At 52.6% G+C, this 24,263-nt stretch carries 20 protein-coding genes; 13 read left to right on the forward strand and 7 right to left on the reverse strand.

What is annotated here, in order from left to right; all coding sequences use genetic code 11:
• Window positions 1–672: 672 nt before the first annotated feature.
• The 7 genes from coaA to msrB form a co-directional block, all read right to left on the reverse strand.
• Window positions 673–1,620 (reverse strand): type I pantothenate kinase, encoded by a 948-nt coding sequence (gene coaA, locus AC1EK1_RS02385; RefSeq protein WP_480305477.1) that lies wholly within the window; start codon window positions 1,618–1,620, stop codon window positions 673–675.
• The gene (gene lipB, locus AC1EK1_RS02390) at window positions 1,617–2,321 is read right to left on the reverse strand and encodes a lipoyl(octanoyl) transferase LipB (RefSeq protein ID WP_480307225.1); all 705 of its coding nucleotides are present in this window, start codon (window positions 2,319–2,321) and stop codon (window positions 1,617–1,619) included. Before lipB ends, coaA begins: the two co-directional genes overlap by 4 nt.
• A complete protein-coding gene (locus tag AC1EK1_RS02395; RefSeq protein WP_480305480.1) occupies window positions 2,297–5,314 on the reverse strand; it encodes a PD-(D/E)XK nuclease family protein in 3,018 nt (1,005 codons plus the stop codon). The genes lipB and AC1EK1_RS02395 overlap by 25 nt, the downstream gene beginning before the upstream one ends.
• A gap of 37 nt (window positions 5,315–5,351) precedes the next feature.
• Window positions 5,352–5,840: a Rieske (2Fe-2S) protein gene (locus AC1EK1_RS02400; protein ID WP_480305481.1), complete on the reverse strand. Its 489-nt coding sequence runs from the start codon at window positions 5,838–5,840 to the stop codon at window positions 5,352–5,354.
• Window positions 5,830–6,291, reverse strand: a complete 462-nt coding sequence (locus AC1EK1_RS02405) for a hypothetical protein (RefSeq protein ID WP_480307227.1) — start codon at window positions 6,289–6,291, stop codon at window positions 5,830–5,832. Before AC1EK1_RS02405 ends, AC1EK1_RS02400 begins: the two co-directional genes overlap by 11 nt.
• Window positions 6,288–6,926, reverse strand: coding sequence for an orotate phosphoribosyltransferase (gene pyrE, locus AC1EK1_RS02410; RefSeq protein ID WP_480305590.1), 639 nt, complete (start codon window positions 6,924–6,926; stop codon window positions 6,288–6,290). The genes AC1EK1_RS02405 and pyrE overlap by 4 nt, the downstream gene beginning before the upstream one ends.
• Window positions 6,927–6,998: 72 nt before the next feature.
• Window positions 6,999–8,021 (reverse strand): peptide-methionine (R)-S-oxide reductase MsrB, encoded by a 1,023-nt coding sequence (gene msrB / locus AC1EK1_RS02415; protein WP_480305484.1) that lies wholly within the window; start codon window positions 8,019–8,021, stop codon window positions 6,999–7,001.
• A 521-nt stretch (window positions 8,022–8,542) separates the two neighbouring features.
• On the opposite strand from msrB, the gene AC1EK1_RS02420 reads away from it, so the two are divergent.
• The 13 genes from AC1EK1_RS02420 (at window position 8,543) to hisS (ending at window position 24,229) form a co-directional block, all read left to right on the forward strand.
• Window positions 8,543–9,352: an outer membrane protein assembly factor BamD gene (locus AC1EK1_RS02420; RefSeq protein WP_480305485.1), complete on the forward strand. Its 810-nt coding sequence runs from the start codon at window positions 8,543–8,545 to the stop codon at window positions 9,350–9,352.
• A 22-nt stretch (window positions 9,353–9,374) separates the two neighbouring features.
• Window positions 9,375–9,731: a DNA-directed RNA polymerase subunit omega gene (locus tag AC1EK1_RS02425; protein WP_480305486.1), complete on the forward strand. Its 357-nt coding sequence runs from the start codon at window positions 9,375–9,377 to the stop codon at window positions 9,729–9,731.
• Complete coding sequence (locus AC1EK1_RS02430) at window positions 9,728–10,186, forward strand: DUF4293 domain-containing protein (protein WP_480305488.1); 459 nt, start codon at window positions 9,728–9,730, stop codon at window positions 10,184–10,186. The genes AC1EK1_RS02425 and AC1EK1_RS02430 overlap by 4 nt, the downstream gene beginning before the upstream one ends.
• An 18-nt stretch (window positions 10,187–10,204) precedes the next feature.
• Window positions 10,205–10,594 (forward strand): hypothetical protein, encoded by a 390-nt coding sequence (locus AC1EK1_RS02435; protein ID WP_480305489.1) that lies wholly within the window; start codon window positions 10,205–10,207, stop codon window positions 10,592–10,594.
• A 19-nt stretch (window positions 10,595–10,613) separates the two neighbouring features.
• Window positions 10,614–11,423 (forward strand): metal ABC transporter permease, encoded by an 810-nt coding sequence (locus AC1EK1_RS02440; protein WP_480305491.1) that lies wholly within the window; start codon window positions 10,614–10,616, stop codon window positions 11,421–11,423.
• 6 nt (window positions 11,424–11,429) lie between these two features.
• A complete protein-coding gene (locus AC1EK1_RS02445) occupies window positions 11,430–12,482 on the forward strand; it encodes a hypothetical protein (RefSeq protein WP_480305493.1) in 1,053 nt (350 codons plus the stop codon).
• 175 nt (window positions 12,483–12,657) lie between these two features.
• A complete protein-coding gene (locus tag AC1EK1_RS02450; RefSeq protein WP_480305494.1) occupies window positions 12,658–16,209 on the forward strand; it encodes a SusC/RagA family TonB-linked outer membrane protein in 3,552 nt (1,183 codons plus the stop codon).
• A gap of 16 nt (window positions 16,210–16,225) precedes the next feature.
• On the forward strand, window positions 16,226–17,710 hold the full coding sequence (locus AC1EK1_RS02455) for a RagB/SusD family nutrient uptake outer membrane protein (protein WP_480305496.1): 1,485 nt from the start codon (window positions 16,226–16,228) through the stop codon (window positions 17,708–17,710).
• A 10-nt stretch (window positions 17,711–17,720) separates the two neighbouring features.
• Window positions 17,721–18,662, forward strand: coding sequence for a hypothetical protein (locus AC1EK1_RS02460; RefSeq protein WP_480305498.1), 942 nt, complete (start codon window positions 17,721–17,723; stop codon window positions 18,660–18,662).
• 51 nt (window positions 18,663–18,713) lie between these two features.
• Window positions 18,714–21,185 carry a zinc-dependent metalloprotease gene (locus AC1EK1_RS02465; RefSeq protein ID WP_480305500.1) on the forward strand — a complete coding sequence of 824 codons (2,472 nt, stop codon included), beginning with the start codon at window positions 18,714–18,716 and terminating at the stop codon, window positions 21,183–21,185.
• A 475-nt stretch (window positions 21,186–21,660) separates the two neighbouring features.
• The gene (locus AC1EK1_RS02470) at window positions 21,661–22,281 is read left to right on the forward strand and encodes a riboflavin synthase (protein WP_480305591.1); all 621 of its coding nucleotides are present in this window, start codon (window positions 21,661–21,663) and stop codon (window positions 22,279–22,281) included.
• Window positions 22,282–22,296: 15 nt separating this feature from the next.
• The gene (locus AC1EK1_RS02475) at window positions 22,297–22,839 is read left to right on the forward strand and encodes a nitroreductase family protein (RefSeq protein WP_480305502.1); all 543 of its coding nucleotides are present in this window, start codon (window positions 22,297–22,299) and stop codon (window positions 22,837–22,839) included.
• 16 nt (window positions 22,840–22,855) lie between these two features.
• Window positions 22,856–24,229: a histidine--tRNA ligase gene (hisS, locus tag AC1EK1_RS02480; protein WP_480305504.1), complete on the forward strand. Its 1,374-nt coding sequence runs from the start codon at window positions 22,856–22,858 to the stop codon at window positions 24,227–24,229.
• Window positions 24,230–24,263 lie beyond the last annotated feature (34 nt).

The raw sequence follows: 24,263 nt of genomic DNA on the forward strand, positions 1-24,263 counted from the left end.
TTGGTTAATCTGTCATAGATCCACCCTCACAAAGTGTAGCCCTATATGGTTTTTACAAAGCTAAACAAAAAGAAACGCCAAAAGAGCACATTTTGCGCATACAGAACCCACTATTGCGCACTTTCGATAATAAACTATGCTCAGTAAAAACCATAATTAAAAACAGAATACACAAAGAGACGTGTAATAACAAAATTTATTTACAATCTAAACCAGCATGAATGTTAACCACAAACAAAATTGCTAAACCGACAAAGATATGCCTTGTACAAAAGTTGAAAAGAGATTACCATCCACCTAAGACAGAGCAGAAGATTGGAAAGGCTATTTTCAAATGCGTGGTGTACTAATCGGAGGGGGAAAATGGATGGGAGGGGGAGCTTTTGTCCGTGAAGGGTTTTGATTCTATCCGTGAAGAGTTTTGCTTCTATCCGTGAAACTGATCGCTTCTATCCGTGAAAGATTAGGGGCTTTGTACAGAGCTGTGTTTCAGGCTGTTGAAAGGTAAGTTTTTTTAGGCCCAAAAAGGAGCAAAAAAAACGAGGGTGCGCCGAGGCGTTTGGGCCTTGGCTCACCTTCAGTATTTATGTGGTGGCGATGGTACGAGGTCGATTGGCCTCGGTGCTCTGCTTCTTTTTATGCTTTTGAGGGGGCTAGTGGGAGGTTGGGGCATCAGACTTTTCGGAGCCGGATGTTTCGGACGGTGTGGTCGTTGCTTTTCTCTAGGATTAGGGAGGAGCGGAGCCTGGTTGGCTGGATGTTGTCTCGGAGGTTGGGGAGGTTGATCTCGTCCCAAATCTTGTTGGCGAAGTCTATTGCTTGTGCTTCGGTCAGGTCTGCGTATTGGTAAAAGAAGGAGTCGGGTTGCTGAAATGCGGTTTTTTGGAGGAGTAAAAATCGGTGTACGTACCAGCTTCGGATGCTCTCTGGGTCTGCGTCGACATAGATGGAGAAGTCGAAGAAGTCGGATACGAAGATCTTTCGGCGATCAAAGTTGGGGGTGGTGTTGACTTGCAGGACGTTTATTCCCTCTACGATGAGGACATCGGGCTGGTCGATGATGTCGTACTGGTCGGGGATCACGTCGTAGTAGAGGTGTGAGTAGGTTGGGGTGTGGAGGTTGCGTCGTCCGCTCTTGATGGCGGCGAGGAAGTTGATAAGTTTTGTGGCGTCGTAGCTTTCTGGGAATCCTTTGCGGTTGAGTATCCCTTTTTGCTCAAGTGTGGCGTTTGGGTAGAGGAATCCGTCGGTGGTGATGAGGGCGACGTTTGGTGTGGCGTCGTTCATGGAGAGGAGTTTGTGCAGGACTCTGGCGGTGGTGCTTTTTCCGACAGCGACGCTTCCGGCGATCCCGATGACGTAGGGGACATGCTGGACTTCACGGTGAAAGAACTGGCTGTACTCTCGGTGTAGATTTTTGTGGTGCTGGATATGGATCTGCAGGAGGCGACAAAGTGGGAGGTAGATGTCTCGGACTTCGTCGACGGTAAGTGGTTCGTTGAGTGCTTGGAGCTGGTGTAGGTTTATTTCGGAGAAGGGGAAGTCCGGGTGGCTGTCGAGTCGGCTCCATGCTTCTCTGCTGAAGGAGTGGTAGGGAGAAAATGTGGCGATGCTCTTCATGGTGTCAAAAGCTCTATTGGTCGGTCAAATATTTGTCCGAATGCGGTGATCAGTCTCTGTGCGACTTCGTCCATCGAGATGGTCTGTCCGGCTTCGAGGCATAGGTTGGTGACGCCTTTGTCGGAAAAGCCACAGGGGTTGATCCAGCGAAAGTCGTCCGGTGGTACGCTGACGTTGAAAGCAATACCGTGCATGGTGATGCAGTGGCTGACTTTGACTCCGACGGCACAAATCTTTTTGGGTGTGGGGGTGTGGCTGTGCATCCAGACTCCGGATGCGCCCGGTATCCGCTCTCCCTGCAGTCCATAGTCACTGAGCACGGTGATAGCCACTTGCTCGAGAGAGTGGACGTAGTCTCGTATGCCCAGTCCGAGCTCTGTGAGGTCAAATATCGGATAGACGACCCACTGTCCGGGACCATGGTAGGTGACATCTCCCCCTCGGTTGGTTTGGCACACCTGTATGCCGGCTTGGTCGAGGATCTCTTTTGGGTAGAGGATATTTTTGGGGTCGGCATGTAGGCCCAGGGTCAGGATGGGGTTGTGCTCGTTTAGGAGGAGGTGGTGGGCTGTTTTTTGGCCATTGGTGTGAGCGGTCACGGCTTTTTGAAAGTAGTACTCTTGCTGTCGGAGTGCGTCCGAGTAGTCGGTGCGACCGTTGTTGAGGACCTGTACTTTCATGACTTGACGACTTGTGAGCATAGGTTGGCGATGGGGCAGTAGCTACAGGCGGAGATATTGGGCGTAGCCACATAGCTCTGCTGGGGGTCTACGATCTCGTCCAGTAGGTCGGGGATGATCTCCGCCACGGTGTCTTGGATGGAGGAAAAGTCGAGTAGGTCCTCGTAGTAGCGGGTGCCTTTCTTTACCTTCAGTACCGTAAAGTCCTTGGCCAAGGGCTTGTAGAGCTCTGGGATGATCCTGTCGTATTGGACTCTGTCAAAGGTGGTTTGGTACTTACTACGGTCGCTGAGCATGAGAGAGTAGAGGAGAAGCTGCATGCCTGCTTTGTTGTTTTTGGCACGATCGTCGGCTATGTCCAATGGGGTCTTGGGGTCGACGTTGCCGGTCTTGAAGTCGACGATGTGCAGAGCACCGTCGATATCTGTGTGGAGTCGATCGATGTAGCCCACTATGTTTACGCTCTTACCCTCCCTAAGGGGGACTTTGGACTCAAACCGCACTTCGCCACCGATGTAGCGGGTCAGTGTCGACTGCTGCTTGAGGTCATGGTCGATCACGTTTCGGACCATGGCTCGGGCTCCGGAGGCCAACAGTTGGTCAAATGCCCCCATCTCTTTTCGCCCAAACTCTTTTTCGTAGCTTTTTAGGATCGCCCTGTCGATATCAGTATTTTCCGCGTCGAGCCAACTCCGGAGCTTGCCAAAGTCAAAGGCCCGTCCCTCAAAAGGGCTGTAGAGGTCGTGCAAAGTGTTGTGTACCACCGTACCAACGATCCTGGTGTCCATTGTCTCGGCCAGCTCGTCCTGGTCACCGATCCCCTCCACCTTGGCAGCATAAAACCTGAGAGGACAGCTCAAAAACTCATTTAGAGCCGAAGCAGATAGGTGGCGTGATCCGGTGGTGACTGACTCTCGGAAGGCCGCACACTTTTCGGGATCCGGGCGAAAAGTTTCGTGTGGTGTGGCACCAATCCTCAAAGGATAGCCGGCAGAGCGATGGGTCACGCCGGTGCCGGACTTGTCGTAGAGGTACTCGATCAGGCGGAAATAGCGGGATGGCTCGCCACTGGAGAGGTGACTGCGTCGCGCATCGTAGGTGCAATACAGCTGCGAGGCTCGTGAGATGAGGCGAAAGAAATTGTAGGCACGTGTCCGCTCATGCCACTCATAGGTCGGTAACCCATGCCCCAGACGGATGACATGTGGTATGATACTCTTGAGGTGGCTGTAGCCTGGCAGGACCCCCTCTGTGGCATCGGGGATGAGGACGATATCAAAGTCCAGTCCACGGGTCTCCAATACCCCCATCACTTGTAGCCCCTTGAGCGGCTCTCCCTTGTATGGTATGCGTGCGTAGGTAAAGAGGGAGTGCAAGAGATCCTCCATGATGGTGGCACCAAAGGCCTCGGACCTGGGGTTCTCGGCCAGGTGGTCGCAGATCGCTGTGCGCCGATCCACGAGGAGGTCTCGGAGAAAGGGTAGGACAGAGCGTTCGGCGGTATAAGGTGCTTGCTCATCTTCTGGAGCCGATGGTTCGTCCATCAACCGCTCTACCAGATCGATGAAGTACTCTAGGAGTGCCAGCCCGCCTTGGGTCGTGCCATCGTCCCTCTCGGGATAAAAAAAGAGGTGGTCCAAAAAGTTGCGCTGGTCGTCATTGGTGTCCGGGAAGTCCCAGATCCGAGACATTGCCTCTTTTGTATGAATACGAAAGCACTTCTCCTTATTGATCTTTTCGACGATTCTCTGCCGTAGGTCATTGTCCTCAAAGAAAGGGTCCAATGAGCTACCGGCCAAGATCTCCTTGATCTCCACTCCTCGCCAATAGGTTCCCCCCTTGGAGGCGTAACGTAGTCGCACTTGCTTGAGGATCGCTATCAGGCGCATGAACATCCCGACCAGTGGCATTTCGCGCAAGGGATACCCCATAGTGACATTGACCTCACACCCAAGGTCAGCTCTGAGGTTGCTCAAGAGGGGCATCAGCAGTCGCTCGTTGGGTAGCACGACAGCGACCTGTAGATCATTGATTTTGTCCTTCCACTCCTCGCACATTTGATTGATACAGTTGTCGCCGACAAATACAGCCTGCGCCACCTTGGAGGGGATGGACACCAAGTCAATCTCGGGCAAGGTGTTGACCTTCTCAAAGTCTATATAGTCGAGACTTGGTGGGGTCGGGGAGGGAAAGTTTTTCTCATTTTGTAGCTTGAAGGCTCCTGCTATCTGTCCCTCTTGGAGTGCCACACCCTCATAGTCCCAATAGAAGCGTGTATTCGGATCCTCTTGGTAGTGTTTCAGCAATTTTCGCTCCACGACGGAGAGAGAGTTGAGCCCCACAAAAACGTTGCGAAAGCCGTCCTCAATGAGAGATCTCTCCCCATTCTGCACCTCCTCACATATCCTCCTCATCACCATTCCATCGTAGGCTAGGTTGGTCTCCCGGAGGCGTTTTTTGAGCAGATCATACGCACTAGGCATAGCCTTGAAGAGGCTATAGAAGGATTTTTCGTGCGAGAGCTGGGAGTCCAAGATGTGACTAAAGAAGCGCTTGATCGAGTCACGTTGGTGCTCGTCCAGATAGTCGGTATCAACCGATAGTTCCGCAAGGTCAGCCGCATTGGTGTAGATCTGCTCGGGGTCCTTGAGGTGCTTGTCTAGGTCGCCAAAGTCATTGATAATGTACTCTCCCAGTCGGTAAAAGTCGCTGAAGGTGGATTCTCCGACCTTCAGGCCAAGTTCCCGGAGCGTAAGGTAGAGCTGATAGATCACCAGTAGCTGGTTGTTGACATCCGCCTCCGGCAAGTGACACTTTCGCCTCAGCTGCTCCACAAGTGTTGTCACCTGTGGCAGTATAATCGTCTGCTTGGCCGCCTGGGCATTCTCCTTGAGGTAGTACAAAAAAAACAACCCCGCCCTACGGTTTTGGAAATAAAACCGATACAGCTTCAGTTCGGACCTATGATGGGCATAGAAATGGTCGGCTATGGACTTGAGGAATGGTTTGTACATCACTGCTGGGGTTGTATGGGTTGACAAAGATCGGGAGTTAGTTGGTAATCAGCAACCTATCCCCCACCCTTCTACACCGATATGGGGTTAGGGGGAGCCTTGCCGGGCCATTGAGGGGTTGTCCTAGTCCGAGGGTGAGGTCGTACACTGTTCCACACCTTGGGCACTGTACAGCGAGCAGAGTTCCCTCGGGGAGTTGCTTTTCCGGCATGGGTTGTACCGATACGACCGTCGGCCAATCATAGGGGCATGCCGCTTCGTAGGCGCAAAAGGGCTCACCAATCCCGGATAGGTGGACGACCACCAATCCGCCATACCCCACTCTATCCTCGGCGGTACGTGGATGCTCGATGCTCACCATGCTGATCGGCTCCATGAGTGCATACCCCTCGCCCATGAGGTCTAGGAGATACCACACAGGGGCAGGGGGAATCCGTTGTCGTTCGTCCGGTGCGACACTGCGACACGCCACAGCGGAGAGCATTAGCCCCACCAAATAAAAAGCAATACTAGGCTTACTCAGCACCCAGCAACTTATCTAGATCTAGGCTCTCCAGGGTATTGGCCACCTTTTCGAGCAGTGGATTCACTTTCATCTTGATCATCCCGGACAAAAACTGTGGCACATCAGCCTCCACAGCGATCTGTGTGGTGGTGCGGTCCAGTCCATCGGGAGTGAGGTACACACATACGGCCATCGGGACCGGCGTTCCTTCGCCCTGGTACTTCACCATGCTCGGCTCCTCGGATGCGGAACGCACAAAACGGAGCTCTCCAATCATTGGTGCCTTCACCGACACACTGTCTTCACCTAGTACAACATCCTTGGCCGGCAACACATCCTTCGCTCTATCCAGTAGAGCCTCCAGCGACTTGGGGCAGTTGATTACCCCATACACTGTGGCGTTATCTTTCTTGATGGTAAATGGTCTGCTCGTATAGGTCTGCATGATCTTCTTGCGTCTTTGTGGTATCACTCCTCCTTGCGCCACACATCAGGAGCTTGGCGCCACTCCTTGAGGACCGACAGATCCTCCTCCGTCACATACCCCGAGCGGACCGCCTCCTCTATCAGGGCATCGTAGTCCGTGAGCGTGTGCAGAACCACTCCGGCCTGCCCAAAAGCCTCCTCTGCCTGAGCAAACCTGTGGGTATAGTTGGCCACCATTCCCAAAACATTCAGTCCGGCATTGCGCAACGCCTCCACAGCCTTCAGGCTACTTCCTCCGGTGGAGATCAGATCCTCGATGACCACCACACGGTCGTCCGGGCTCACGTTACCCTCTATCTGGTTGCCCTGGCCATGATCCTTGGCCTTGCCACGCACGTAGCAAAACGGTAGTCCCAGGCGATCAGCCACCAGTACTCCGGAAGCAATGGCACCCGTTGCCACACCACAGATCATAGTGGCATCCGGATAAAGCGCCCACACCATTTTTGCCAATTCAGCGGCGATGTACGACCTAACCTCCGGATAGGAGAGAGTCAATCGGTTGTCGCAGTATATGGGGCTCTTCCAGCCGGAGGCGAGCGTAAAGGGTGCCGTGGGCTGCAGCCGCACCGCCTTTATATCCAATAGCTTACGCGCCATCTCATGTTTTGTATTGTTCATCATACGTGTGTCTTAGTTATATCGTGAGTTGTTTCGTGAGACCAAAATTACGCAAAGAATTTCGTTTTGCCCTTATTTCACCGCCATTCCATCTCCCTCAAATAGATAGAGGTAGTCGCCATACCCCGCCTTTTTCATCTCTTTCTTTGGGACAAACCTCAGTGCGGCGCCATTGATGCAATAGCGATGGCCTCCTTTGTCCACAGGTCCGTCACCAAATAGATGTCCCAAGTGGCTGTCGGCCGATGCACTCCGCACCTCGGTGCGCTCATAGCCGATCTTGAAGTCCGCCCTCTCATTGATCACCTGCTTGTGGATTGGTCGCGTAAAAGAGGGCCATCCACAGCCGGCATCGTACTTGTCCTTGGAGCAAAAGAGGGGCTCACCGGAGACTATGTCCACATAGATCCCCTCGGCATTCGTATCATTGTATTTGCTCGAAAATGGGCGCTCAGTGGCCTCATTTTGTGTCACTTCGTACTGAATGGACGACAGTCTACGCTTTAGCCCCGCCTTACCCTCCGACAGTCGCCTCCGCTCAGCGTCACGGATCGCACGGTCGGACTCTATTGTCTCATCCGGGACGACTGCACGCCGAGCATGCTCAAACATTGACACCGGCACATGGCAATATCCATCCGGACGACTGCCCAGGTAATCCTGGTGATAGGCCTCAGCCGCGAAGTAATTCTTCAGTGGCTTCACCTCCACCTGTAGAGGCTCGGGGTACTTACTTTGCAGTCTCGCAAGGGCGTTCATCACGATAGGCCGATCAGCCGGATCTGCATAGTACACACCGGTGCGGTACTGTGTGCCACGGTCATTACCCTGTCGATTGAGACTGGTAGGGTCAATGATTTGAAAGAATTGATCCAGCAAAAAAGAGAGCGAAGTCTTGCCACTGTCGTAGCTCACTTTCACCGTTTCGACCGCACCGGTCTTGCCGGTACACACTTCTTCGTACGAGGGATGGTTCACAGTGGTATTGGCATAGCCCACCTCCGTCGCCACCACACCGGGGAGCAACTGCATGTAGTGCTCCACACCCCAAAAACACCCCCCAGCCAGATATATGATCAGTACTGTTTCGTTCATAGCCTTGTATCTCCAAATACCGGGCAACGCCTTTCCGCCGACACACAAAACTCTCGGAGAAAATCAAGGAGCGATGCCCATGTCTCTGCAATTTACAACTTTGTTTTGAAAAAAACACCGAATGTGCCGACAGCACTCGGTCTGTGCAGCACCAACATCGTACCCCATGAAGCACAAAAGGACTCCCCCACCCTTGGACCACTTTTTGGTGCCCTTAGGAGGTGGAAAAAGGGGCGATTTTCGGGATCAAAAAAAGAGCCTTTTGGAGACGCTGATAATCAAACACTTGCAAATGGAGCAAAGTTTCACGGATAGAAGCAATCGGTTTCACGGATAGAAGCGAAACTTTTCACGGATAAAAGCGATCGGGTTCACGGATAGAAAAAAATCTTGGTCGGGCAGAGGCATGCCCAAGGAGAGGTAATGGGAGATTCCGAAGAGGTGCAAAGGAGGGGGTCGTGGGTTGCGTAATTTTCAGTAACTTTGCGATCGAACATGACTTTCCGAATGCATTCAGAAATATGAGACAAACGAGATCACTGCTCCTCATCCTATTCACCCTCCTCCTAAGTGGCTGTGGTGAATACATCCGGGTACAGGAGAGTACGGACGTGATGGAGAAGTACACCTATGCCCTGAAGTACTATGAGCAAGGGGACTACACCAAGTCCACAGAGCTGTTGGAGGTGATCGTGCCCTACATGACCGGCACCACGCAAGGCGAAAAAGCCCTATACCTGCTGGGACAATCGTACTACCACCAAAAGGCCTATGATCTGGCGCACAAGACGTTCAAGCAGTACTACACTCGCTACACCAATGGCGAGTACAGTGAGCTGGCGCGCTTTTACGCCGGCTACGGATTGGCGCAAGATGCCCCGGACCCCCGCTTGGATCAAGAGTCCACCTACACAGCGATCAAGGAGTTGCAGGACTTCCTGGACCACTACCCCCAAAGCGAGAAGGCGGAGGAGGCCAAGCAGACTCTTTTTGACCTCCAAGACCACTTGGCGCTCAAGGAGCTACTCAATATCGAGCTCTACTTCAACCTGGGAAACTACATCTTCAACAACTACGAGAGTGCCATCATCACAGCTCGTGCGGCACTCAAGCAATACCCCTACTCCAAGTACGCCGAGGATATGCACTACTACGTGGTGGCCTCCATGTACGAAGTAGCCAAAAACTCCGTCATCAGCAAGCAACAATCACGACTAAGAGAGCTGCGAGACGAGTACTACAACTACATCAACGAATTCCCGGAAGGCAAACACCGCCCGGAAGTGGAGAAATACTTTCAGTACGCTGAGCGCAACATAAAAGAAGACTGATCACAACAAACAGCAAGGATAAATGGAAACACGTAAGAAAAAATCAGTTCCCCAGACCACAATCACCCGTGATCTCGACGAGTTTAGTGCCAAGACCGGCAACCTCTACGAGTCCGTGGTCGTCATGGCAAAGCGATCCAACCAATTGGCCGCCGAGATGAAGGAAGACCTGGAGCAAAAGCTGATGGAGTTTTCGGCCTTTACCGAAGGGTCGGACGAGATCCAAGAAAACACCGAGCAGATCGAGCTCTCCAAGTTTTACGAAAAACTCCCCAAGCCAACACTTGTGGCCGCCAAAGAATTTGAGGAAGATGAGATCAGCTACAGCAATCCCCTCGACAACCTCACAGCCGACCGCGAGCAGGACGACCTGATATGATCCAACGCAAGCAGACCCTATACCTCCTCGCATCAGGGCTACTGATGCTGATCCCAATATTTCTACCCATGCTGGTCCTCACCGATGGGACCAGTCTCTACAGCTTTGGGAGCACCGGTTTTGCGACAGCCGGGGGCGAGATCGTATCCCCCTCATGGGCTCTACTCGGGTTGAATATCCTCGTGATCCTACTGAGCTTGGTGACGATCTTTTTATTCAACAACCGAGTATTGCAGATGCGTATCACGGTGTTTAGCTTGATCCTGAAGTTTGGATTTTATGGGCTGGGGGTCTTTTACTGCTATAGCTTCAACAACCAACCTGACCTCATGAGCAACATGGGGATCCGGCTTCCGCTGGCGATCCCTCTGATCTGCATGATCCTAGACTATCTGGCACACCGCGCCATCGCTATAGACGAGCAGACCATCCGCTACATGCACCGATTGCGGTAAATCCACAGACACGCCGACATGCTACCCACCCTACTCACTCTCTCCATCCTACTCCTCCTAGTCATAGCCATGGTCGTGGCCATGCGTCGCTACCGCCAAAGGACCGATGGGACAGCAGATGAGCTCGAGCGGTGTACAGCGGGAGGCAGTTGCTGTGGCGGAGTAAACTGCCACCGCAAGCACACCAAGGTGGACACCCCCACGTACTTTGAGGATGAGGAGCTGGACCGCTACCGTGGCAAAAAAGCCACAGACTACAGTCCGGACGAGGTGGCAGAGTGGGCAGATGTGCTCACCACCCTTAGGCCAAATGAGGTGGCAGAGTGGGTAACCAGTATCCACCGGAGACAGCTACACATCCCCGACGCACTTCGAGAGAATGTGACCCAACGACTAAAAGAGGCCTAGTACCCTCACAGGATCGGCAATGGATCTCCTACACTACAGTTTCTTCCAGAACGCACTACTCGGTGTCCTCCTCACGGGGATTGTCACCGGCATCCTCGGCAGCTACATCGTGGTCCGTCGCATGGTGTTCATCTCCGGAGGGATTACACACAGTTCATTTGCCGGACTGGGACTAGGCTTCATGCTGGGCCAATCTCCGGTACTGTATGCCATGATATCGGCCGTCCTCAGCGGGATAGGGGTGGAAGCTTTGGCACAAAAGGGGGCAGTCCGCTCCGACTCGGCCATCGCAACCATTTGGAGTTTTGGCATGGCACTGGGGGTCCTATTCACGTTTCTCACTCCGGGTTACACTCCGGGGCTGTCGTCATTTCTTTTTGGCAACATCCTACTCATCACCAAGACAGACCTACTACTGCTGGCCGTATTTTTGCTGGTGACCATCCCCTTGGTCTGCCTATTTTACTTCCCATTACTCTACGTCTCCTTTGACCCCGACTACGCTCAGACGAGAGGACTGCCGGTGACCCTCTACCGCTACGCCATGATGGTCTGGATCTGTGTCGGCATCGTCCTAAGCATACGGGTGATGGGGATCATGATGCTGATGAGCATGCTCACGATCCCACAGATGACGGTCAATCTATTTAGCTCCGACTTCAAGAAAATCCTCACCTTCTCCTGTCTGCTCAGTGTATTGGCGACACTGGCCGCACTTTTTTGCAGCTACTACCTCAACCTCCCGACCGGTGCACTATCTGTGCTCCTACTCTCTCTGGTCTTTTTTGCATGTAGGGGGCTGGGCCTGCTGAGCACGAGGAGGGGCTGACTGCCGGTGCAGGGCCGACACCATATCCTCCTACTCCTACTGCTCCCGCTACTCTGTGCCGGCTGTGCCCTCTCCGACACGGTCCGCAGGCTCAACACCCGCTATGGACTGACCCAAAGCGTCGGGGCCCTCCAAGCCCAAGCCCTGGAGGAGTACACCTGCCCCGACAGCATACGGACCCTCTACCCTCTCACACGGGCGCACCAGGATGAGGCTGAGCGCTACCTGGCGACAGCCCTGGAAATCAGTGACACCACGCTGATCCTACAGCTCGGACGCCTACTGGGACGGGGTGACTTGGTACTCCACTTTGCACCGGCAGCCGACCGACCGGCACGTGCCGAGGGGGCCCTCCTCATCGGCAACTACGGTGAAGCTCTACGCCTCTCCCTAGGAGACAAGGCACTCACAGCCACCCAAGCCATGGCACACCTGATGCTGGGAGACACAGCCAAGGCAGTGCTCCTACTGGAAAAGTCACTCGACACGGGGGCAAAAGAGACCGCACTGACCGCACTGAGACTCCTGCAACATCTGAAGCCAAGTGACCCAACCATCCGAGAACGTCTCTACCGAGCCACCCCCCTTGATGCCGAAAAGGTCTATCTGGAGATTTTGTCCATGGCCAAACGACCGACCGACAAGCAAGTAATCCGGAACTATGCCCAAAGGCTCCTCGATACCCGCAATCGGACAACGCTCTGGGAATACTCCACAGAGGCACTGAGTCCCTATCTTGTGCAACATGGACTCTTTGTGGCTCTCTACGACCTACAAGGGCTACTGGATAAGCAGACAGACACCCCCTACCGCCTTATCCTACAACATACAGAGGAGATCAACCTCCTACGCTCCTACGAGGCCGGGGAGGTCCCCGATCCCATACCGCAAGACAAGCCTAGGAGTTTTAGGCAACGCTACGGATCTGTCGAGCGGGTTCCCAACTGGGCCATGACCTACCATCGCGGACAATCCGCTACCCTCCCTATCCCCCTTTCTCCCGAAGAGTACCAACTGATACGGAGCAAGATCAGCAAGTTTTTTTCCGACCGACCGTAGAATGACTACCCACAAAAGGGGCAAAGGCGACAAGATCAGGGGGCGACCTTCTCTCGCATAACGTGATCGACCGAAGAGCCGGATTTTGGGAATAACATCCTCTTTGCAAAAAATTTCGTACCTTTTGGAAGGAATTGACTAAAATAGGCTAACTCATTCAAATCAATACAAACAAATGAATAATCAGTCACACTTTCGCTCACTACTGATGACGGCTTTGTTGCTCCTGACCTTTCCTCTTTTTGGTCAAGTAAGGCATCAAGTAACCCTGAACCTGGATGATGCCACGGTAGCCCAGGTCCTCAAGGCTATCGAGGCACAGACAGACTATCGCTTTAGCTACACACCACACGATGTACTGAGTGGCGTCACCAAGAGGGTCCGCATATCGGTAACCAATGGCAAAATAGACGATGTCCTCAATGGTGTTTTTAGTGGCACAGACCTCAGATACTCACGCAATGGGATGCAAATACGTGTCAGCAGCAGTCGCAGTCACTGGCAAACCATACGGGGAAAAATCCTCGACAGCAGTGGTCAGCCCCTCCCCGGAGCAACCGTGCGCGTCAAAGGAACCAAGAGCGGAGCCGTGGCTGATGTGGATGGCAACTACACCGTACAAGTCCCCAGCCTGGAGTCAGTGGTACTGGTCTGTACCTTTGTGGGTATGCAAGCCAAGGAGGTGACCCCCACCTCCACACTGGTCAATGTCATCCTCCAAGATGACACAAAGACCCTCCAAGGCGTAGAGGTGGAGAGTACCGGCTACCAAGACACCGACAAGCGACTGTCGACCTCATCGGTGGTGACAATCGATGCCGGCAAGGTACTCACCTCCAATGTGTCGACCATCGACAATATGCTCATGGGCAAGATCCCCGGCATGACCGTCCTGACCGACATCAGCACCCCCGGAGCCGCCGCCAAGATACGCGTGCGTGGGGTGTCGACACTATCCGGAAGCCGTGACCCACTATGGGTAGTGGATGGTATCATACTCGATGACCCGGTACCGTTGTCGGCCGAGGAAATCAACTCACTGGACAACGTCAACCTCATCGGCAACGCTATCTCCGGACTCAACCCAATGGATATCGAGAAAATCGACGTCCTGAAAGATGCAGCCGCCACAGCTATCTACGGTGTGAGAGCGGCCAACGGAGTGATCGTGGTCACGACCAAAAAGGGATCAGAGGGACGTTTTTCGGTCAACTACAGCGGTAGCCTCACCTTTAGTCAACGCCCTAACTACGGCCAAATGAACCTCATGAACTCCAAGGAGCGCATAGAGCTCTCCAAAGAGATCGAGGCACGTCACCTGGCCTACCCTTTTGCCGTATCCAGAATCGGATATGAGGGACTCCTGATGGACTTCTACGATCGTAAGCTGAACGAAGAGCAGTTTTTGGAAGCCGTGAAACATCTCGAAGAGGTCAATACCGACTGGTTCGGCCTGATGTTTCACAATATTATTCAACAACGGCACAACGTCAGCATCAGTGGAGGCACCGAAAAGATGACTTACTATGCATCGGGCAACATCAATATAGACCCGGATGTGATCCAAGGAAAAGGGGTACAGTCCTACAACGGAATGATCAAGCTCAATCTACGCCCGACCAAGAAAATAACCGGACAACTCCAACTGAGGACTAACGGTAGCACCAAAGACTACACCTACCCAACCATATCTCCATACCGCTATGCGCTCCAGACCTCCAGAGCAATACCGGCATACGATGAAGAGTGCCAACGTGTCTTTTACAACGACCAGCAGGGACACAACACACAGCTACTCTTCAACATGATGAATGAACTAGACCACACCGGCGACCAACTAAAGACCAATGGTTACAACATGACCGCCTTCCTGGAGTACCGCCCGATCACTGATCTCAAGATCAACACGACGTTTGGGCTCAACATGAGCAACACTCAGCAAAAAATCTGGTTCGACGAGCGCAGCTATGAGGCGGCCAAGCTCAGGAGAGTCAACTATGGCGATCCATTGCCTACGACCAAAACCTACTATGAGCAACAAGCTCTCCTCCCCTACGGTGGTAAGCTCCAAAGCAACAACATGCGCAACATGAGCTGGCAATGGCGTATGCAGATGCTCTACAACTGGAGACCACTTGAGGGACACACACTGTCCATCAACATTGGTCCGGAGATACGATCCATCCGATACAGCGGAGTCAACAGCACGCAGTTTGGCTACCTCCCCGACAGAGGCGAGACATTTATGTTCATCGACCCGGGCAAATGGCTTGCCCATCGCGAGATGCTTCGCAACAACCCGGATCGAGTGACCAACCGTCTATCCAACTTCGTATCAATCTTCTCCAATATTACGTACTCATACCTCTGGAAGTACATCCTGACATTCAATGTGCGCGCAGAAGGCTCCAACAAGTTTGGACAAGATCCCAAAGCACGCTTTCTGCCGATTTGGTCTCTATCCGGCCGATGGAACATCCACGAAGAAAACTTCCTGAAAGATACCCCATGGATCAATATGCTTGCACTAAAAGCCTCGTATGGTCTGCAGGGAAATGTATCGGATGAGCAGACGCCCAACCTCATCATGAGATTTGGAGAATACGAGGAGCTATCCGGTCTCTTTCAGAGCTACATCACCAAGCTCCCCAACCCCTATCTGAGATGGGAGAAAAACACCTCGTACAATCTAGGGTTTGAGACAGCACTATTCAACAACCGACTGACATTCAACATCGACTACTACCAACGTGTGGGTACCGACCAGCTGATCAACAAGAGTGTCTCACGGACCCTCGGCAAAAGCAATGTCCAAATCAATGCCGGAACACTGAAGAACGAAGGAGTGGACTTCATGCTCACAGCCGTCCCCGTACGTACCAAAGATTGGACCTGGACACTCAACCTAAACGGTGGGTGGAACCAAAACATCGTAACCGATGGTGGCGTCAACACCCAATACACCTACCCACAGTACCTGAATGGCTCCATCATCATGGACGGAGAGTCTGTCAATACCTTCTACTCCTACCGATTCAAAGGGCTGACCGATGCCGGACTTCCCGACTTTTATGGATTGGATCCAAAAGATCAAGGGAATTCGCAAGAGGAGTTTTTCAAGAAAGTGATGGTCAACTCCGGACGCAGAGTCCCGATCTCACAAGGCGGAGTGGGGACTTCTCTGAGATGGAGAGACCTCACGCTCAACCTTTTCTTTAGCTACAGCGTGGGCAACAAGGTACGCCTCAACGATCTCTACTCTGATGCCGGACAACGGACTCCCAAGCCACAGCAAAACCTCTCGGCTGACCTAGTCAACAGGTGGCGCAAACCGGGCGACGAAGCACACACCAATATTCCGGTAGTCACCAATGAAACACTGGACGATGTCCGATACAAAGAGTTTAATCCCCTGACCGGCGAATCCGGAATCTACAAATACTCCTTTGCCGACAACCGCTGGCAAATGTACAACAAGAGTGATCTGCGTGTCGTTGATGGCAGCCACATTCGACTGAGAAGTGCCTCCCTGTCGTGGCTGGTGCCCACCAACCTCATCGAAAAGACACGAGTACTCAAGTCTGCCAACATCAGGCTAGAGGGATACAACCTCTTCTTGATAGCCTCTCCCGCACTCAAAGGACAGGATCCCTCACAGATGACACTAGGATCACGGACTACACCACCATTGCCATCCTTTGCTCTGTCCGTGAATCTATCATTCTAAAAAACACAGCTACAATATGAAGACAATGCATACACACAATCCTTTCTCCATTGCGATCCTCATACTATCCCTACTGCTCAGTGGATGTAGCCACTTTTTGGATGAATACTCGCAAGACGAGCGAAAGCCAAGCACCACAGGAGACTATAGCGAGATACTTTTTGGTGAAGGCTACTTCAAAAACACCTCGCTACCCTATCGTTACCTTGCTCTCTTGAGCGATGATGTGACCGCTGCAAGCAACCTCCGAAACAGAAGTGGCGAAGACACCCGACAAGTGGCATACGGCTACTACACCTGGCAGGCCAACCCCGAAGTCTCACCTCGTGGCACACTCAATGCGGATATGACCTGGGAGCAGTTTTACCACCAGATCCTTACCGCCAATGTCGTCCTTGCACAGCTCAAGTCTATGGTCGGAACAGATGCCGAAAAAGCGCAGCTCGAGGGCGAAGCCTATGCCATCAAGCTAAACGCCTACTTCATGCTCACCAACATCTATGGCCAACCCTACACTCCGGCCACAGCAGGCAACGTACTAGGCGTACCGATCAACAACCACTCCTACTCCGAGGACACCAACTTCCCCCGAGCCACTGTCAAAGAAAACTACCAAGAGATGATTCACTGCCTCGAATCCGCACTGAAAGCCTTCGAACGCTCCGAAAACAAGCTCAACACCTTCAGGTGGAATGCCCCTGCAGTCTGCATCCTTGGATCAAGGCTCTACCTATACATGCAAGACTGGGACAATGCCATAAAGTATGCCGACCTCGCTATCAGGCAAAACCCCAACCTCTATGACCTCAACTCAAAAGCACCCCTCGGCGATGATGACAAAAATGCTTTTATCAGCAAAAACAATAAGGAAATTTGCTTCCAGCAAGGATTTTACCAGTCCGAGTTTTTGTCCATCGAAAACCTCTACTACTTCACCGCCTCCCAAGATCTATTGGACACCTACCAAGAGGGAGACCTACGCTACTACAACAACAAGGGCGAGTATCTGCGGACCAAAAAGGTACGCGTGGGTGGCGGATGGTTTGCTCCCCCCACATACAAGTACTTCACACAGGCCAAAAAGAACGGCATAGACACCGACACCCATACCTACGGGTACACCATCCGGACCTCCGAGGCGTATCTCAATCGTGCAGAAGCCTATGCACAAAAAGGAGAGACCCAAAAAGCGATGCAGGACCTCAACCACCTCCGGGCCGCACGTATCCGGCCGGATCACGCACAGCTCCAAGCACCAAGCGACCAAGCCGGACTCATACAGCTAGTCCGTGACGAACGACGTCGCGAGCTCTGCTTTGAGTTTCACAGATGGTTTGACCTAAGACGTTGGGATCAGCCAAGCATCACTCACTCCTACATCACCTCATCCGGAAAAGAAGAGGTGCGAGAAGACTTTACACTCAACGCCAACGACCCACGGTACACCCTACCCATACCCCGAATGGTACTCAACTCCGACAAGGCTCTGACCACAAAATAAAAGACCAGCCATGAGAAAAAACAGACACTACCTCTACTGCGCCATCGTAGCCGGCACAGCTGCCCTCAGTGGTTGCTACCACGAAGCCCCCATCTACTCGGAGCTCGGACACCCAAAGTACGAGATCCAAGATGGGACTGACTACGTCACACACACCATATACCAGATCAAACAAGAGACCGGGATCCAAGTCATCTACGACTTCACACCAGGAGACGCACTATGGGACCTCGGGACACCGATGACCAAGGGCTTTGGCAAAAAAATCTATATCCCAATCGACAAAAACGACCCCACGGATATGGCCATGCTGGAGCCCAACCTCAAGTACATCAAAGAAAACTTCTTGGATGCCTACGACACTGAGTTCAAAAAGAAGTACTTCCCCGTCCGGATATTCCTTGCCGACTCCCTCAAGCGCAACAAGAGCGTCGAGGACTTTGCCTACATAGCCAGAGACCACATTGCGATCAACCTGTACAAGGAAAACGAATCGATGCGACGCCCCACCGGCATCCCGAGAGTCACCACCAAAGAAGAGTACTTCACCCAGCTGGCCCCACAGCTACACAGCAGCTTGTGGCAATTTGTCTTCACCCACCGTCTAGCCTACCCCAATAGTTTCCACGCCTTTTCAAGCGAGTACTACACCCACAACCTAGGCGAGAGAAAAGATCCAGGGTACGACATCAGGATGGCCGGATTTTGGACCTACGACGAGGCCAACTCCTTCAAGTACTACAAAGCGATTGATGCCGCCACCGACATCGCGGACTACATCTACCGCATGACCAGCATGTCCGAAGATGAAATAGTACAAGCCGCCGGCGGGTACCAGATCATGATCGACAAATACAACGCACTGCGACAGGCCATCAAGGACCTCACCGGCATCGACCTACAAGAGATCGGCAACGCCACAGCACGCAAAAGGCAACAGCCACAACCCTAATCACACTATATACCGACTAAAAGAAAACAAGCACAACACATCATCAGATCCATGAAATCAACGACCAAACCCTTGTTGTTTTTGATGGCACTCCTCCTCCTCACCCCTTGTGCACAAAGCCAAGGCATCGGAGACCTAGTGAGCGCGATCACAAAAAAGACAGACGAAGACAAAAAAGAAGACAAAGATGAGGATGCCAACAAAGGTGGTAAAAAATACACCGACATCATCACCGACAAAGCCCGCACAGAAAAAGGATTCATCGACGTACACCTGCAAGAAGGCAAGGTCTACCTAGAGATCCCCCTCACCCTGCTTGGCAAACCCATGATGCTTGCCGGACGAGTACTCGGCATCAGCAACAACAAAGACGTCATAGCCGGTGAAATGCCCGGGGATCCACTCATGATCTCGTGGAGCAAAGATGACCAAAAGCTATACCTACATCAGCTCAATACCGACATCACCACCAACCCCGACTCCTCCATCAGTCGTCGAGTACAGGACAACAACCTGATGCCTGTCCTCAACGCCTTCAAGATTCTCACCTACCGGCCCGACTCCTCCGCTGTGGTCATCGACGCCACCACACTCTTCCTCACGGACAGCGAGCCCATGTCTCCCTTTTTGCCCAAGTCTCCCTTTGACTCCTTCATGGGCGCCAGCAAGCTCTCAGGTACCTTCAAAAAAGACCTATCCTCCATCACCGACATCAGTGCATTTGAGCGCAACCTCAACGTCCAAGTGCGCAGCGTCTACACCGTGGAGAAAAAACCCTTCACCGCACTTATCAACGGCTCCATATACCTACTCCCCGATGATATCATGCGCCCACGGCTATGGGACAACCGCATCGGTTACTTCATGAACGGCACCACCCAGATCACCACCGACAAGCTCACCATGGACCGAATCCGGTACATCAATAGGTGGCGACTGGAGCCCAAGCCCCAAGACCTCAAAGCATACAAGCGAGGACAACTCGTAGAGCCACAAAAGCCCATAGTCTACTACATCGATGACGCCTTCCCAAAAGAGTGGTACCCCTACCTCAAAGAAGGCATCGAAGACTGGCAAAAAGCCTTTGAGCGGATCGGCTTCAAAAACGCCATTATAGCCAAGCCCTACCCCAAAGACGACCCCAGCTTCAATCCCGCCGATGCACGGTACAGCTGCTTGATCTACTCCTCATCCAAGCAAGCCAACGCCATGGGTCCCTCCTGGACCGACCCCCGATCCGGAGAGATCCTACAGGCCTCTGTTTACTTTTACCACAACGTCTTGGAGCTGATCCACTCATGGAGATTTGTCCAGACCTCAGCCGCAGACCCAAAAGCCAGGGGGCTCCACTACGACCTCAGTGTCCTAGGCCCTATGCTTCGCTACATCGTGTCACACGAGGTCGGACACACCCTCGGACTCATGCACAATATGGGAGCCTCCAGTGCCTACAAGGTCAATGACCTACGCTCTCCGGCCTTCACCAACAAGTATGGCACCACCCCCTCCATCATGGACTATGCCCGATACAACTACGTCGCACAACCCGGTGACGGCGTGACCAACTTCCTACCTCCTCGCCTAGGCGTCTACGACTATTACGCCATAGAGTGGGGCTACAAGCCCATCTACGAGGCCGCCACGCCGGAAGAAGAACGCCCCATACTCAACCAATGGATCCTCGACAAATCCGGAGACAGACGATACGCCTACGGGCCACAGCAAATCCTTGAAAACTACGACCCTACCGCACAAACCGAAGACCTCGGAGACGATCCGGTACTGGCATCCGCCTATGGGATCCAAAACCTCAAAGTCACAACCAAGCACCTATTCGACTGGACTCGCCAAAACGGAGACGACTACCAACAACAAAAGAGACTCCTCGAAGGCATTGAGCAACAGTTCAGACGATACATCGGCCACGTCATGACCTCCATAGGTGGCTACAGACGCAACCTCCCGGTCCAAGGAGATGAGCAAGAAATGTTTACCCCCGTACCGGGCGACAAGCAGAGAGAAGCCCTCTTTTTCATCCTAAAAGAGACACTCAACTACCCCTACTGGATCGCCACACCCGAAGTGACCGACAAGCTAGGCAAGACGGTCAACAACTACGCCGACTACATGCTGACGGTCATGAACATCCTCATCAGCAACAACACCCTTGGCAAACTGGACAAAGACACCTATCTGACCAAGGGCGGAGATGTCTATGGCCAAAAACAGTACCTAGATGACCTCCACAGCTTCGTATGGCAAAACAGCGGACAGCTCACCGGCGTGGAGAGAAACATGCAATACGCATACGTACAAGGTCTCATCAACGCACTAGACCTCCAAAAAACAAACCAAGAAAAACAAAAAGTATCCACACCGAAAATCCAAGCCAAGGGTTATCTATTCGACAACCTAAAACTAGCCCAACTGATCGTTGCAGATCGGATGGAGGGCAACACCCCGGAGAGTGGATATTACCGAGCTCTATACCACTTGATCACGACCGCACTCAAGGCCGAGTAATGTTTTAGAGCACGGACCAATCCACCACACAAGCAACAGGAGATCCTGTCACCCCACCCCGGTGTGACAGGATCTCTGTTTTTGAATCCTTTTGCAAAAGTCCTGTTTTGAATTTCGCACCTTACTTTTGCCCCAACGTTTTTTCTATCCGTCTAAGCGATCGCTTCTATCCGTGAAAAGTTTCGCTTCTATCCGTGAAACAGATCGCTTCTATCCATGAAAAAAGACTCTCACACAGCCCCCTCGTTTTCAGCACATTACAAAGCACAAAAAAAAGCCTCCAAATTGTGGCCAAAAAGCGAGCTCACAAGTGCTTTTTTTGTCCAAAAAGTCTCCTAAAACAACACAGGCCGATAGAATGCAAGACAGTCGCCACCGCATCGGGGCAACCCCGGACGAAAAGCCCACTCTCTTGCTACATTTTTGTACCTTTGTGGAGGTCAGAAAAACATCAACCCAAAAGCTGAGAGAATATATGTTTTCAGGAATAGTAGAGCACACGGCCAAAGTGGTGGACATCCTGCGCGAACCCAATAGCGACAATGTACACCTGACACTGGAGGTCCCTTTTTGGGATGAGCTAAAGATAGACCAGAGTGTATCGCACAACGGTGTCTGCCTGACTGTGGTCCAAATCAACCCCCAAGCCAAGAGCTATACCGTGACCGCCATACGCGAAACCCTGGAACGCTCCAACCTCGGAGACCTAAAAGTAGGAGACCTCGTAAATGTAGAGCGGAGTATGCAAGTCAACGGCCGACTGGATGGACACATCGTCCAAGGTCATGTGGACACCACCGGAGTCTGCACCCGGATCATGGACGCAGAGGGCAGCACCTACTTTACCATCGAGTACAAGGTCCCGGAAGCAATGGCGAGACAAGGCTACACGACCGTGGAAAAAGGAAGCGTATGCGTGAATGGCGTCAGTCTCACGGTGGTGGACTCGGAGCTAACCTCCTTCAAGGTCGCCATCATCCCATACACGATACAACATACCAACTTTTGCACCCTCAAGGTAGGCGATCGCGTGAACCTAGAATTTGACATCATCGGCAAATACCTTGCCCGCATGATAGAGCTGAGAGAACAGTAAATCGGAGCGAAACCCATGGACTTTTACGAACTGGCACGCACGCGACAGAGCGACCGGAAATACGCCGACAAGCCGATCCCGAGAGAAGTCACCGAGCGAATACTGGAGGCTGCCCGACTGGCGCCATCTGCCACCAACTCCCAGCCGTGGAAGTTCGTCGCTGTAGATGACCCTGAGATCAAAAAAGAGATAGCGAGTGCCCTCACCTCGCCCTTGATCCCGACCATGAACCAATTTGCCCACACAGCCCCGGTACTGATCGTGATCGTAGAGGAGCCGGCCAATGCCAGTGCACGCATAGGCAACCTCCTAAAGAAACGCCACTTCGCACACATGGACTTGGGGATTGCCGCCTCATACATCACACTGGCCGCCACACAAGAAGGGCTCGGCAGCTGCATCATGGGCTGGCTCAATGAGCAAAAGATCCGCAAAGTCCTAGGCATACCCGGCAGCCGCACTGTGGCACTGGTAATCGCACTGGGCTACAGCACAGACGACAAAAAAGAGAAGAAGCGGAAAGCCCTCGACAAGGTCCGCTCCTACAACCAATACTAGAATCAACACCAAGACAATGATCCAAAAGCCATCCATACCTAAAGGAACACGAGACTTTTCGCCGGAAGAAATGGCGAAACGCAACTACATCTTTGACACCATCCGAGGAGTCTACCGCACCTATGGCTATCGGGAAATCGAGACCCCGGCAATGGAAAACCTGGCCACCCTCACCGGCAAGTATGGCGAAGAGGGCGACAAGCTCCTCTTTAGGATCCTCAACTCAGGCGACCCCCTCAAGAAGTTTGATCGCCAAGAACTATTGACTATAGACCCCACGACCTTTGCCACTCGTGCCTGCGACAGAGGATTGAGATACGACCTGACTGTGCCATTTGCACGTTACGTAGTGCAGCACAACAACGAGATCACCTACCCTTTCAAGCGATACCAGATCCAGCCCGTATGGCGTGCAGACCGCCCGCAAAAAGGACGATATCGGGAGTTTTATCAGTGCGACGCTGACGTGATCGGATCGGACTCACTCCTGCATGAGGTAGAGCTCACACAGATCATCGACAGAGTATTCTCCAAGCTAAAGATAAGGGTGGCTATCCTGCTCAACAACCGAAAGATCCTTACCGGACTGGGAGAACTCCTAGGAGTCGAGCAAATCACGGACCTAACAATAGCCATCGACAAACTCGACAAGATCGGCTGGGAAGGAGTGCAAAGCGAACTCCTGGAGAGAGGCATCACGGCCGAAGCCACCACACGCCTCAAGCCCATCCTGACCCTAGAGGGGACCAACTCCGAAAAACTAGACAAGCTCGCCGAGCTACTGGCAGACAGCGAGTGCGGACTACGCGGAATCGAAGAACTCCGATACATTCTGGACAAGCTAGCCATCACCCCGCTCAACAATAGCGTGACGATCGATCTGTCCCTCGCCAGAGGACTTGACTACTACACCGGCACTATCTTTGAGTGCAAAGCGCTGGACACAGAGATGGGGAGCATCCTCGGTGGAGGACGCTACGATGACCTGACCGGAGTTTTTGGACAAAAAGGGACAAGCGGTGTCGGGATATCCTTCGGGGCCGATCGGATCTTTGACGTACTAAACACCCTAGGACTGTACCCCAAAGGAATCACTCAGGCAACCAAGCTGATGTTTGTGAACTTTGGCGACAAAGAGATCAACTATATCCTACCACTGCTGAAAAAACTACGTGACGCAGACATCACAGCCGAAGTCTACCCCGATAGCGTGAAGATGAAAAAACAGATGGGCTACGCCGACAGCCTAAACATCCCATACGTGGCTTTTATCGGAGAAGAAGAGATCAAGACCGACACGATCACAGTAAAGGAGATGGAGTCCGGCGACCAAAAGAGCTACACACCGGACCAACTCATCGCCCTATTGCGCTCAGACGAAAACCAATAAACGGATAGAACTAATACATACAAAACCACATAAC

It is taken from the genome of Porphyromonas sp. C0026D3, from assembly GCF_056590775.1.